Source organism: Burkholderia sp. BKH01, assembly GCF_025685725.1.
Taxonomy (GTDB): Bacteria; Pseudomonadota; Gammaproteobacteria; order Burkholderiales; family Burkholderiaceae; genus Burkholderia; species Burkholderia pyrrocinia_C.
On the sequence record NZ_JAOTQT010000004.1, the window covers coordinates 110,160 to 122,171 of the forward strand.

12 protein-coding genes and 1 pseudogene are annotated in these 12,012 nt (G+C 62.0%); 8 read left to right on the forward strand and 5 right to left on the reverse strand.

Going from position 1 to position 12,012, the window contains the following annotated elements; all coding sequences use genetic code 11:
* Positions 1–101: 101 nt before the first annotated feature.
* The 5 genes from OEJ37_RS08320 to OEJ37_RS08340 all read left to right on the forward strand — a co-directional run bounded on the left by OEJ37_RS08320 (position 102) and on the right by OEJ37_RS08340 (position 6,429).
* Positions 102–1,391 carry a dicarboxylate/amino acid:cation symporter gene (locus OEJ37_RS08320; RefSeq protein WP_263343950.1) on the forward strand — a complete coding sequence of 430 codons (1,290 nt, stop codon included), beginning with the start codon at positions 102–104 and terminating at the stop codon, positions 1,389–1,391.
* Positions 1,388–2,869: an aspartate/glutamate racemase family protein gene (locus OEJ37_RS08325; protein WP_263343951.1), complete on the forward strand. Its 1,482-nt coding sequence runs from the start codon at positions 1,388–1,390 to the stop codon at positions 2,867–2,869. The genes OEJ37_RS08320 and OEJ37_RS08325 overlap by 4 nt, the downstream gene beginning before the upstream one ends.
* Positions 2,870–3,071: 202 nt before the next feature.
* A complete protein-coding gene (locus tag OEJ37_RS08330) occupies positions 3,072–4,229 on the forward strand; it encodes an asparaginase (RefSeq protein WP_263343952.1) in 1,158 nt (385 codons plus the stop codon).
* Positions 4,230–4,455: 226 nt separating this feature from the next.
* Entirely contained in the window at positions 4,456–5,883 is a 1,428-nt protein-coding gene (gene aspA, locus OEJ37_RS08335) for an aspartate ammonia-lyase (RefSeq protein WP_263343953.1), read from the forward strand.
* A 414-nt stretch (positions 5,884–6,297) separates the two neighbouring features.
* Entirely contained in the window at positions 6,298–6,429 is a 132-nt protein-coding gene (locus OEJ37_RS08340; RefSeq protein ID WP_263343954.1) for a hypothetical protein, read from the forward strand.
* A gap of 46 nt (positions 6,430–6,475) precedes the next feature.
* On the opposite strand, the gene OEJ37_RS08345 is transcribed toward OEJ37_RS08340, so the two are convergent.
* A complete protein-coding gene (locus tag OEJ37_RS08345) occupies positions 6,476–6,787 on the reverse strand; it encodes a hypothetical protein (RefSeq protein WP_263343955.1) in 312 nt (103 codons plus the stop codon).
* Between OEJ37_RS08345 and OEJ37_RS08350 the strand changes: the two genes are divergently transcribed.
* From OEJ37_RS08350 to OEJ37_RS08360, 3 genes are all read left to right on the forward strand, one after another.
* Entirely contained in the window at positions 6,786–7,115 is a 330-nt protein-coding gene (locus OEJ37_RS08350; protein ID WP_072440422.1) for an H-NS family nucleoid-associated regulatory protein, read from the forward strand. The two genes, OEJ37_RS08345 and OEJ37_RS08350, sit on opposite strands and share 2 nt — an antisense overlap.
* 350 nt (positions 7,116–7,465) lie before the next feature.
* Positions 7,466–8,713 (forward strand): MFS transporter, encoded by a 1,248-nt coding sequence (locus OEJ37_RS08355; RefSeq protein WP_174422040.1) that lies wholly within the window; start codon positions 7,466–7,468, stop codon positions 8,711–8,713.
* A 78-nt stretch (positions 8,714–8,791) separates the two neighbouring features.
* Complete coding sequence (locus OEJ37_RS08360; RefSeq protein WP_263343956.1) at positions 8,792–9,358, forward strand: DNA-binding protein; 567 nt, start codon at positions 8,792–8,794, stop codon at positions 9,356–9,358.
* Between the two features lie 80 nt (positions 9,359–9,438).
* Here the strand turns inward: OEJ37_RS08360 and OEJ37_RS08365 are convergent, their stop codons facing one another.
* From OEJ37_RS08365 to OEJ37_RS08380, 4 genes and pseudogenes are all read right to left on the reverse strand, one after another.
* Positions 9,439–10,140 carry a pentapeptide repeat-containing protein gene (locus OEJ37_RS08365; RefSeq protein ID WP_175920122.1) on the reverse strand — a complete coding sequence of 234 codons (702 nt, stop codon included), beginning with the start codon at positions 10,138–10,140 and terminating at the stop codon, positions 9,439–9,441.
* A gap of 149 nt (positions 10,141–10,289) precedes the next feature.
* Positions 10,290–10,775: a 2'-5' RNA ligase family protein gene (locus OEJ37_RS08370; protein ID WP_317891527.1), complete on the reverse strand. Its 486-nt coding sequence runs from the start codon at positions 10,773–10,775 to the stop codon at positions 10,290–10,292.
* 20 nt (positions 10,776–10,795) lie between these two features.
* A pseudogene (locus tag OEJ37_RS08375) lies at positions 10,796–10,906 on the reverse strand (patatin-like phospholipase family protein); the annotation flags it as partial.
* A gap of 67 nt (positions 10,907–10,973) precedes the next feature.
* On the reverse strand, positions 10,974–11,666 hold the full coding sequence (locus tag OEJ37_RS08380; protein ID WP_174422043.1) for a YceI family protein: 693 nt from the start codon (positions 11,664–11,666) through the stop codon (positions 10,974–10,976).
* Positions 11,667–12,012 lie beyond the last annotated feature (346 nt).

Consider the following 12,012-nt stretch of genomic DNA (forward strand, 5'->3'; position numbering starts at 1 on the left):
TCCCATACACAGAAACGTCGCCCCGCTAGCGACATTTTTGCCTCCTGCCAGCGTACCGTGGTCGCGTCAGACCTTGGTGCGCATTCCTCGGACTGATGGAAATGAAAAATCGCTTAACTTTCTATATTCTGGCTGGCATGGTGCTCGGCGTCGCCGTCGGTTACGTGTGCCATCGGAGCGTCGCCGGTGCTGCGGAAGCCAAGGCAATCGCAGGGTACTTCTCGATCATCACGGACATCTTCCTGCGCCTTGTGAAGATGATCATCGCGCCGCTCGTCTTCGCCACGCTGGTATCCGGGCTCGCCGGCATGGAAGGGACGAGCGACGTGCGCAGAATCGGGTTCAGGTCGGTGGGATGGTTCGTGTGCGCGTCGCTTTTCTCGCTCGCGCTTGGCCTCGTCCTTGCGAATGCGCTGCAGCCCGGCGCGGGGCTGCATATGACGCAGACCAGTGCCGATGTGGCGACCGGTCTCAACACCGCGGGTCTGAACTTCAAGGACTTCGTCACGCATGCGTTTCCTTCCAGCATCATCGATGCGATGGCGCGAAATGACATCCTGCAAATCCTCGTCTTTTCCGTGCTGTTTGGCGTCGTTCTGAGTGCGATCAAAAAGGACCCACGGGTCACACCGTTGATCGCTGGCATCGATGCGCTCGTCCCTGCAATGCTGAAGCTGACCGACTATGTGATGCGGCTCGCACCCGTGGGTGTATTCGGCGCCCTGGCATCCGCGATCACGGTGAACGGCCTGGATGTGCTGACCACGTACGGCAAGCTCGTCGGCAGTTTCTACCTCGGTCTGGTCCTGCTTTGGATTGCCCTCATCGTCGTCGGTCATGTCTTCCTGGGAAAATCGATCTGGAAGTTGCTGAGAGCTGTCCGTGAACCCGCGATGCTCGCCTTTTCGACCGCGAGCAGCGAGGCCGCTTATCCGCGTCTGACCGAGAAGCTGGAAGCGTTCGGTATCGACAAGAAGGTCGTTGGCTTTACGTTGCCGCTCGGCTACGCGTTCAATCTCGACGGATCGATGATGTACCAGGCGTTTGCCGCGATTTTCATTGCGCAGGCATTCGGCATCGACATGCCGGTCGGAACGCAAATCATGATGTTGCTGGTCCTGATGTTGAGCAGCAAGGGAATGGCCGGTGTCGCAAGAGGTTCCGTGGTGGTGGTCGCCGCAGTTGCGCCGATGTTTCATCTGCCGCCGTCCGGTGTGGTGCTGATTCTCGCCATCGATCAGATTCTCGATATGGGGCGAACCGCTACGAACGTGATCGGTAACAGTATCTCGACCGCCGTCATTGCCAAGTGGGAGTTGAAGCGGCTCGCCAAGCAGGAAGATGGAGCGAACAGCGTTGCCTTGGCCCAATTGCAGGGCGAAACGAAATGATCGGCGCAAACGTGCTGAGCGGGAGAAAATTCGGCGTGGTGGGCGGCCTGGGTCCACTGGCTAGCGCGGATGTCTTTTTCAAGCTCGTCAAATCGACGCCTGCATCGAGCGATGCGGAGCACGTCGACGTCATTTTCGAGCAGCATCCCTTTCGAGGGTCGGCCAGTGGTGGTGAAGCGACGACCCAACGGAAGCTATACATTTTCGACATGATCCGCGGCTTCGAGAGGCGGGGCGTGACGACCGTGGTACTCCCGTGCTTCATCAGTCATACGTTCATCGACGAGCTGAAGGCCAACTCGCCCTTGCAGATCGTCGATATGGTGGAAGCCGTTCGCAGCCATGTTCGAAGGAAGTTTCCGGCCGCCCGGCGAATCGGCGTGTTGACCTCGGACTACTCCCGTCGAAAAGGGCTCTTTGAAAAGTATTTCGCGGCGCCGGAATTCGAGGTTATTTACCCCCGCCCACGCGACGGTATCGATCTCATCACCGAAGCTGTCTACGGCGCCGACGGCATCAAGAGCGGCAACCTGTGTGGCCGGCCTGTCGCGCTGCTGCGCGAGGCGTGCGAGGACCTCGTCGAGCAAGGCGCAAATATCATCGTGCCAGGCCTGACGGAAATTGCGCTCGTGGCAGAGGAAATGGGCCCGTTTCGCGTACCGCTGATCGACTCGAATCTTGCGTATGCGCAGTACGTGATAGCAGGCAATTACGGTTTGCCCGAATCCGTTTTCAAAGTCGGCGTAGTGGGTGGCGTCGGCCCCGCGGCGACGGTGGACTTCATGCAGAAGATCGTACGCAACACGCCGGCCAATCGCGACCAGGACCATATCAGGCTTCTGATCGAACAGAATCCGCAGATTCCCGACCGCACGGAAAACTTGATCGGCGACGGTCCCGACCCGACCATTTCGCTTTACGCGACCTGCAAGAAGCTCGAGTCGGGCGACGCGGACATCATCGCCATTCCGTGTAATACCGCCCATGCATTTGTCGAACGCATTCAACCGTATCTGGGCATCCCGATCGTCAATATGCTGACTGTTACGGTTCGCCATCTCCGGGCGATGTTTCCGCTGATTTCCTGCGTCGGCGTGCTGGCTACCTCGGGGACGATCGCAAGCGGAGTCTACGAGAAAGCCCTGGAATCGGAAGGGTTGCGGCAAATCGTGCCTGGAGCGGAATTGCAGGCCCGGGTGATGGAAGCGATCTACGGCACGGCAGGGGTGAAAGCGGGGTTTACCACCGGACGTTGCCTCGACGATATCTCCGCTGCCATTGACGGGCTCATTGCGGAAGGTGTCGAAGTCATCGTACTGGGATGTACCGAACTGCCGCTTTTATTGCCGCAGGGTAGTTTCGTGGGAAGGACAGGCACACGCGTCAGTCTTGTCGATCCGACCGATGTTCTTGCACGGCAATGCGTCGCCCTGGCGACCGCGGCAGCGGAGCGGCCGGTTACCCGATCAGCAGGCTGACCCGGTCGGTTTCGCTGACCAAAGCGACATACACGACAAACGTATGGATGTTCGGCGGTCATATCGGGCGGCCACGTGGGTCAATCGACCTTCGCCGAACATATCGAATGGAACGTGGGCCCTTTATAAAAGTAGTACTCCATAATGACATTGATAGGCGACGTCATTCTTTTCGCTGTTGAATTCCTTCAGGAGACTGGATATGAACATCAAGACTACCCACCGGCAAGCCACCTGTCTGCGCAGGTCGCGCACAACGATTGCCGCCGCGCTTTTCGCATGCGCCTGTTCATTGAATGGCGCCGGCGTGTGGGCTGCGGACACAGCATCGGATAACGCAACGGCCGCTGCGGCGGCAAATCCGGCAGCCGGACCGTCGCGGATCCTTGTCCTCGCAACCGGTGGCACGATTGCCGGCACAGCCGACCCGCGTTCGGCTATTGGCTACAACTCGGGAAACGTCAAGGGCCAGGAACTGGTTCAGGCGGTTCCGGGCATTGAAAAACTCGCAGGCATCAAGTCCGAGCAGATATCCAATGTCGGGTCGCAGGACATGAGCGACGAGATCTGGTTTCGGCTTGCGCACCGGATCCGGGAAGCCTTCGATCGAAACGAAGCAGATGGCATCGTGATCACCCACGGCACGGACACGATGGAAGAAACGGCATTCTTTCTCCAGAACGTCGTGCGCTCGGACAAGCCGGTGGTACTCGTAGGGTCGATGCGGCCGGGCGGATCGACGAGCGCGGATGGCCCCAACAATCTTTACGAAGCGGTGGAAGTGGCGGCAAGTCCGAAATCCCGAGGTAGAGGTGTAATGGTGGTCATGAATGATCAGATTCACGCGCCGCGCTGGATTACGAAGACCAATACGACTGCCGTGCAGACGTTTGCTTCGCCGAACGCGGGTGTGATTGGCTATGTCGATCCGGCGAGCATTCGTTTTGTTGCGCCGGCGCTTGCATCGACACGCGATGCTTTTGGCCTGCCGGCGAATGGTCGCCTGCCGCGCGTAGAGATCGTGTATGCGCATAGCAACATGGACGGATTGCAGATTGACCATGCCATTGCCGATGGCGCGAAGGGCATCGTGCTGGCGGGCGAGGGCGACGGAGATGCGTCCAAGGAAGCGCTGGATGCCCTCGACCGGGCAGCGAAAAAGGGGATCGTCGTGGTCCGCTCGACGCGTGTGATGTCCGGGTTCGTCAACAGAAACGTGGAGGTCGAAGATGACAAGCGTGGTTTCGTCGTCTCGCTTGATTTGAATCCGCAGAAGGCGCGGTTGCTCACTCAGCTGCTCATCGCGAACGGCGTAACGAACCCCGGCAAGGTCCAGCAGGCCTTCTCCGGCACCTTTTGATTGCGGCTCGAGTGCGCTGTTCAACGGCGTCCGGCGCTGAACGGGCAGCGCAGACCATGAAGGAGGGGATCGGCGTGGCGATTTCACGGAAGCCGCCACGCCCGGTGCCTGAATCGACGCGAATCACGAAAAATCGGCATTGCGATCGCGTCATATTTTGTCCTCCTCGAGATTCAAGGGGGTCTTCAAACCCGATCAACGCCGTTTCCGTTTGAGGCGCATATCCATGGCTACCGAAAATTCGTTTAGAACCGAACATGATCTGCTGGGAGATCGTGAAGTTCCCGCTGGCGCCTACTACGGCGTTCACACGCTACGTGCGCTGGAGAATTTTCCAATTACCGGTTCGCCGATCTCTGTCTATCCGGAGTTGATCAAGGCACTCGCTTGCATCAAGCAGGCTGCCGCACTGGCGAATCATGAGCTGGGTCTGCTCGACACGGCGCGGTGTGACGCGATCGTCGGTGCCTGCGCCGAATTGCTGGGAGGCAAGCTGCACGATCAGTTCGTGGTCGACGTGATCCAGGGGGGCGCCGGGACCTCGACCAACATGAACGCCAACGAGGTCATCGCGAATCGCGCACTCGAACTGTTAGGGAGGAAGAAGGGCGAATACCAGTATTTGCATCCGAACGAGCAGGTCAATATTGGCCAGAGCACCAACGACGTGTACCCGTCGGCGTTGAAAGTCGCGACCTGGTTCGGCATCCTGAGTCTCATCGAGGCGATGGAGATTTTGCGGCACGCTTTTGAAGCCAAGGCACTGGAGTTCAAGGGCATTCTGAAAATGGGGCGTACGCAATTGCAGGATGCGGTGCCGATGACGCTCGGTCAGGAGTTCGGCACCTATGCCGTGATGCTCGGAGAGGATGAAGAGCGACTTCGAGAGGCGGCACTGCTGATCTGCGAAATCAACATGGGCGCGACGGCGATCGGAACGGGCATTACCGCGCACCCCGATTACGCACCGCTCGTCCTGAAGCATCTCCGGGAAATTACGGGTATTCCGCTTGTCACGGCACCTGACCTCGTCGAAGCGACGCAGGACTGTGGCGCTTTCGTCCAGTTGTCCGGCGTACTCAAGCGCGTGGCAGTGAAGCTCTCGAAAACCTGCAACGACTTGCGTCTGCTCTCCAGCGGCCCACGCGCGGGTCTTGGAGAGATCAACCTCCCGCCCATGCAGGCCGGCTCGAGCATCATGCCGGGAAAGGTCAACCCGGTTATCCCTGAGGTAATGAACCAGATTGCGTTCGAGGTCATCGGCAACGATGTCACCGTGAGTTTCGCGGCCGAGGCCGGTCAGCTCCAGTTGAATGCTTTCGAGCCGATCATTGCGCACAGCCTGTTCAAGAGTGTGACCCACTTGCGCAATGGCTGCCTGACACTCGCCGAGCGATGTGTCAAAGGAATCACGGCCAACGCGGAGCACTTGCGCGCGTCGGTCGAGAACTCGATCGGCATCGTAACGGCGCTCAATCCGTACATCGGCTATGCCAACGCGACATCCGTCGCGATGGAGGCACATGCTTCGGGCGGCCGAGTCTATGACATCGTGCTCGAGCGGGGGCTGCTGTCCAGGCAGCAACTCGACGAGATCCTCAAGCCAGAGGTACTCACGCAGCCCACGCTGCTTCATATCCCGCCGACACGGTAAGCGATCTGGCCGTATGAAGCGCCTGGTGTCGAGCCGGGAAGCGATGACGGGATCGGACGGCAGTGACCGCTGCCTTGCGAAACGCGCCCGTCATATGAGCCAGGCGCGGCCCCCGTCAGGGGGCGCTACAGTCCGTAGACCCTATGCGACCCGACTCGCAATGGCTGGGTGCTCACCCTCCGTATTACCGGCTTCGAGGCACGGGAATCTCGCAAACTTTGCCCAACTCGTATGCGAGCCAGCAGATTTTCTGGAGGATAATCACATAGACGGTTGATTTTAAAGAAAATATTATATTGGTCGTCTTGTGCTTTGTTTCGTGTCGTTTGGCCAGATCATGTTTTTCGTATCAAGGACGTACCGTCGACAGACCTGGACTGACGGACACGTTATGCCTTGTTTTCAGGACACTTTTTGCCTATCGGCACAACGTCGCAGAACCGCGACGCGCATCCGGATTTCCGCGCGCATATTGCCGGACGCGTCGGACATGCGGCCGCGCTGTTCGACCGGATCGCGTGGGACGCCCACGACGTCGACCGGTAAGCGGCCCGGGCAGGCATCGGCTTCGGCCGGCAAAACGGCACGTCGTTCAGGCGCCGGCCTGTAACACCTGCAACGCGATGCCGCGCACTGCTATCATTCGCGCAATGCCGCGCCAGTACACGGCGCGGCGCATGACTTGCCGCAGCCGTTCGCCGTGCATTCGCAGGCGGCGTGCCGCACGTTGCCGGCCTGGCCCGGTCTGTTTTTGACGCGCGGCGTCGTTTGGTGCGCGTTGCGCAAACCATGCCGGCTCCGGCAAACCGATTCGCATATTTGACAGCACCGATCGGCGGAACTTCGTGGTAGGTTCGCCCATCGTAGTTTTTTGCAAAAACATGCCCAAAGAGGATGAATACATGACCCAGGCTCTGCAGGAACTCGAAGCACAACTTCGGGACCTGAACATCAAGCTGTCGGACGCGAAGCAGAAGGAGAAGCAGGCCGCGCTCGCGGCGTTCAAGGAACAAGTCGAGCTTCTGGGAATTACGCAGCAGGAAGTGCTGAGCGCGCTCGGCTATATCGTCCAGCGAAAACGCAAGGCGCCCGCCAAGTACTACGATCCGACGACCGGCCGCTCGTGGTCGGGCCGCGGCCCGCGGCCGAAATGGCTCGAAGGCAAGGATCTCGACATGCTCGTCGTCGACCGCGAGGCCAAGACCTGGTGGCCCGGGGACGATCAGGGCTGAAGCCCGCCGCGCCACAAGGCCGTCCGGCGCCGTCCGGTTCGCGCACGCGGGCCGGCCGGCATCATCCGGCCAGCACCATGTCTTTCGTTCGGTGTCCGGCCTGATCGCGACATCGCCGGCCTCGCCGCCGACACCGGATCGCCGCTTTCCCGTTCATTGCCCGCCGATTCCCGCTCGCCGTCCCGGAAGCGGGCGCGCGGCGCATCGTGAACCATCGTCGGCAATGCGTGGATGACGGACGAGAGCAGGCGGTGACGCGCACCCGCACCGCCGCGCACCGGCACGTTCGCCAGCCCGTCGCGCGCGGGCACAGGCCTTAGAATGTCGCCGGACTTTCGTGGCAGGACACCATGGCAGCAAACATCAAATCCTCGGCGCTCGGCGGCCCGTCGGCCCCGCGCGCGGAGCAGGTCGGCCCGTACGCGTGGAAAGCGCTGGCCGGGTCGGCGATCGGCTATGCGATGGACGGCTTCGACCTGCTGATCCTCGGCTTCATGCTGCCCGCGATCACGGCGGCGCTGCAACTGACGCCCGGGCAGGGCGGCGCGCTGGTCACGTGGACGCTGATCGGCGCGGTCGCGGGCGGCATCGTGTTCGGCGCACTGAGCGACCGCTACGGGCGCGTGCGCGTGCTGACCTGGACGATCCTGCTGTTCGCGGTCTTTACCGGCCTGTGCGCGTTCGCGCGCGGCTTCTGGGATCTGCTCGTCTACCGCACCATCGCGGGCATCGGGCTGGGCGGCGAGTTCGGGATCGGCATGGCGCTCGCGGCCGAAGCGTGGCCTGCGAGCAAGCGCGCACGCGTGTCGTGCTACGTCGCGCTCGGCTGGCAGGCCGGCGTGCTGCTGGCCGCGCTGCTGACGCCGTTCCTGCTGCTCCACATCGGCTGGCGCGGCATGTTCGTGGTCGGCGTGCTGCCCGCGCTGCTCGCGTGGGTCATGCGCAACAAGCTGCACGAGCCGGAAGCGTTCGTGCAGCGCGCGGCGCAGCCGAAATCCAACGCGTTCCGCATGCTCGTCGCCAACGGCCGTACCGCGCGCACGAGCCTCGGCATCGTGATTCTGTGTTCGGTGCAGAACTTCGGCTACTACGGGATCATGATCTGGCTGCCGACCTTCCTGTCGAAGCAGATGGGCTTCTCGCTGACGAAGTCGGGGCTGTGGACGGCGGCGACCGTCGTCGGGATGATGATCGGCGTCTGGGTATTCGGGCAACTGGCCGACCGGATCGGGCGCAAGCCGACGTTCCTGCTGTACCAGCTCGGCTCGGTCGCGACGGTCATCGCGTATGCGCGGCTGTCGGACCCGACGGCGATGCTGTGGGCCGGCGCGCTGATGGGGATGTTCGTCAACGGGATGGTCGGCGGCTACGGGGCGCTGATGTCCGAAGGCTACCCGACGGCCGCACGCGCGACCGCGCAGAACGTGCTGTGGAATATCGGCCGCGCGGTCGGCGGCTTCGGGCCGGTCGCGGTCGGCGCACTGGCCGCGCACTACTCGTTCCAGACGGCCATCGCGTTGCTCGCCGGCCTCTATGTGCTCGACATGGTCGCGACGCTGTTCCTGATTCCCGAACTCAAGGGCGTCGAGCTCGAATGAGCGCGGCGGGCGCGGGCCCGCTCGCGGTCGGAACCCGATGCGATCGTACACACCGCAACGATTTCACCGGAAACCACGATGCAAGCAAAGAACAGGACGATCGGCGTGATGGGCTCGGGCAAGGAACCGTGGCTCGCGTTTTCGGAACCGCTCGGCGCGTGGCTCGCTGAGGCCGGCTTCAACCTGCTGACGGGCGGCGGGCAGGGCGTGATGCTGGCGGTCGCGCGTGCGTTCGCCTGCGTGCCGGCACGGGCCGGGCGATCGATCGGCATCCTGCCGACGCAGGCCGATCCGCTCGCGGGTTTCGTGCCGCTCGACGGTTATCCGCATCCGTTCGTCGACATCCCGATCCTCACGCCGCTGCCGCGCCGCGAGCCGGGCGCCGATCCGCAGACGATCAACCGCAACTACGTGAACGTGCTGAGCAGCGACCTGATCGTCGCGCTGCCGGGCGGCCACGGCACGGCCGAGGAGATTTCGCTCGCGCGGCGCTGGGGCAAGCCGCTCGTCTGCTTCGGGCCGGACGGCGCGTTTCGGGAACTCGCGGCCGGCGCCGCATGCACGTCGTCGCTCGACGACGTGATCCGGTTCGTGGAAGACGTGTTTGCGCCGGAGCGGGTGCAGGTGGCGCAGGCGCTGCGATAGTTCGCGCGATTGGCTTCGACGGCTTGCGACCTGCGCCGCCACGCGGCGATGAACCGGGCGCGAACGTGTTTGCGTGACCTTTACGCGACCCGAATCCCGAGATTCTCGATCAGCATGGCCGCCTGATCATAGGAGACGGTCGCGCCGCGGAGGACGCCGGACGCGAGCAGTTTGGGCGTGCCGCTCAGATCCACGTCGCGCAGGTCGGCACCCTCGAACTTCACGTCGTTCAGATGCGCATTGCGAAGGCTGCCGCCTTCGAAAACGGCGTCGCGAAAGTCCGCCCCGGCGAGATCGGCGTCCGAGAAATCGAGTGCCGCGAGCCGGGTCTTCCGGAATGAAAAGCGCCGCAGGCTTGCGCCGACCAGCAACGTGTTCTCGAATTCGAGGCCGAGCGACTTGCATTCCTCGAAATCGGCTCCGGTCAGCCTGCATTCGTTGAAGCGGGCCGAGCCGAGCTTGCTGCGTCGCCAGCTCGTATTGTTGAGATCGCACGACTGGAACACGGCGTCCTCGAGGTCCGACGATGCAAAGCTGGCCTGGCGGCCCCGGCACCGGATCCACGATGTCTGCGCCAGCGTCGAGCCGACGAACGATGCTTCCGCGAGCGCGCATCGTTCGAATCGCGCGCCTCGCAAATCCAGGCGCGACAGGTCCGCACCCTCGAGGTCGCAGTCCTCCAGATGGAGAGGCGTCGGCGAGCCTTCGACGAGCAGCAGCAATTCGGCGCGATCCAGCGTGCGGCCGGTGATGGAGACTCCGCGGGTCATGAGGCGATCCATTGTCATGTGAAATGTTCGGGGCCAACATTATCCGGAATTTGCGGCAACGGCGGCAGGTGCGGTGACGGCCGCGCGGCGCGCGATGGCCGCGAGACGTTCGAGCATGCCGGGCGTCCTGGTTTGCGGGGCGGGAATTTTGCGTCGACAGCCTATAGCGGCATGGATGGGAGTGGAAGCGTGTGCAGCGCTTTCCACCGGCCGCTCGCGTTCTCAAGCAGGGTGACCGAACGACACGTTGCACGCAGCGGCGGCGATGCGCGCATCCGTTTTTCGAGTTCATCCGCGGCCGTTTGCGCATGCTGGGCATCGCCATGCGCGACCGTGAGATGGGGTATCACGCTTCGATGCTCGCCTCCGTACGGCGGGAGCGACGGAAAGCATTCGGCAAGAGCGGCGGTCAACGAGATGAACGGGTCGGCTGGTGTCGGCGACAGATAGGTACTTTGCGGAAAGCGTCCGATATCTGCCAGCGTGAACGAGAACGCAGCGACCGTGCTTAACGACGCTTGCGCATCGGCGAGCACGGACGGTGTGATGTCGTCGGGGGCATGAACGGGAACAGTACGGTGATGTGGGCAGGCACGCCAAGCGCGGTGCTCGCGTCGAAACGTTCGCGCAGCGGCGCGACAAGCGATTCCGCTTCGGGAACCGTGACCAGGACGGCGGCATTCATCGCACCTGCACTGGTGGCGCCGACGCCTTCAATTGAAAGGCGGCCGTCCTCCAGCAGACGGTCGAGCACGCCCCAGGCGAACGCACCGTGCATCCCCCCGCCTTGCAGGGCAAGGGCAATCGTCTTCAGCGCGATCGGCCCGCTTGTCGGACTGGACCATTTATGACCTCCTGAACGACGTGTCGAGTATGCCAGTAGCGTGCACGGGCGCCGCGGGTTGCCGAACGAATTCCGCCTGAATCCGCACGTCGATTTCGTCGCCTACGGCCGGGAACCACGTCGATAGTCCAAACCTCGCGCGGCTGAAGCGACCATCCGCCGAGAAGCCGAGTGTGTCCTGTTTCGTCAGTGGATTGGGTGCGAAGCCATTGAACGTCACGTCAAGCGTCACTGGTTGAGTAATGCCGTGGATCGTCAGATCGCCAGTCAACGTACCGCGCGCTTCTCCAGTGCGTTCGAAACGCGTGCTGACAAACCGGATCTGCGGATAACGCGCCACGTCGAACATATCAGCACTTTGGACGAGCTTGTCGAGTAGCGGCACGTGGGTGTCCACGCTTGCGGCATCGATGGTCGCTGCGACAGAACTTCTGTCGAGCCCACCTTCGTTCCAATCGAGCTTCGCGGTTGCACGATCGAGGCGCATCGTGAAGCGCGAATACTTGAAGTGATCTACATCGAATGTAATGCTCCAGTGGTATGGATCAAGTTCGTACTGGCCTGGCGGCACCCGCTTCTCCGACTGACTGACGGTATGCGTGACCACCCGGAGTGGCGTGCATGAAGCGACCATTGCTAGCACCGAGATCCACAACGCACGCATGACAATCGCATAAACGGAATGCTTCTTCATCGTTTCCATCCCAGTGCCCAATCAACCCGGCTCTGCCGGACCCTCAATTGATCGGAGGTGGCACGACATAGGTCGTCACGCCGGCTAGTGGCGATCCACATCTGCTGGACTGCGCGTTGTTCAGTGAACCCTTGGCGACTTGCTCCCGCGGATTCGCTGGATTCAGATCCAGTTCTCCCGCTTGCCGATCACCGTGGGCGGAGTACTCGTTCCCGCGTGCGGCTCGCTGCATCAGCCGAGTGCTGTTTTTAGGCGTGTTGATATCGTCACGAACTGGGACCTTGCGCAGTGACGCTGCCCGCGGTACCGCTGGCACGATTCCTCTCACGCCGTCAGCACTCGCGAC

Excerpts from the sequence above, each read along its gene's own strand:
- OEJ37_RS08320 (WP_263343950.1), top strand. The coding sequence starts at position 102 with ATGAAAAATCGCTTAACTTTCTATATTCTGGCTGGCATGGTGCTCGGC.
- OEJ37_RS08380 (WP_174422043.1), bottom strand. The coding sequence starts at position 11,666 with ATGAAGAAGCATTCCGTTTATGCGATTGTCATGCGTGCGTTGTGGATC.
- OEJ37_RS08360 (WP_263343956.1), top strand. The coding sequence starts at position 8,792 with ATGCAAGCAAAGAACAGGACGATCGGCGTGATGGGCTCGGGCAAGGAA.
- OEJ37_RS08355 (WP_174422040.1), top strand. The coding sequence starts at position 7,466 with ATGGCAGCAAACATCAAATCCTCGGCGCTCGGCGGCCCGTCGGCCCCG.
- OEJ37_RS08365 (WP_175920122.1), bottom strand. The coding sequence starts at position 10,140 with ATGGATCGCCTCATGACCCGCGGAGTCTCCATCACCGGCCGCACGCTG.
- OEJ37_RS08345 (WP_263343955.1), bottom strand. The coding sequence starts at position 6,787 with ATGTATTCATCCTCTTTGGGCATGTTTTTGCAAAAAACTACGATGGGC.
- aspA (WP_263343953.1), top strand. The coding sequence starts at position 4,456 with ATGGCTACCGAAAATTCGTTTAGAACCGAACATGATCTGCTGGGAGAT.
- OEJ37_RS08350 (WP_072440422.1), top strand. The coding sequence starts at position 6,786 with ATGACCCAGGCTCTGCAGGAACTCGAAGCACAACTTCGGGACCTGAAC.
- OEJ37_RS08325 (WP_263343951.1), top strand. The coding sequence starts at position 1,388 with ATGATCGGCGCAAACGTGCTGAGCGGGAGAAAATTCGGCGTGGTGGGC.
- OEJ37_RS08330 (WP_263343952.1), top strand. The coding sequence starts at position 3,072 with ATGAACATCAAGACTACCCACCGGCAAGCCACCTGTCTGCGCAGGTCG.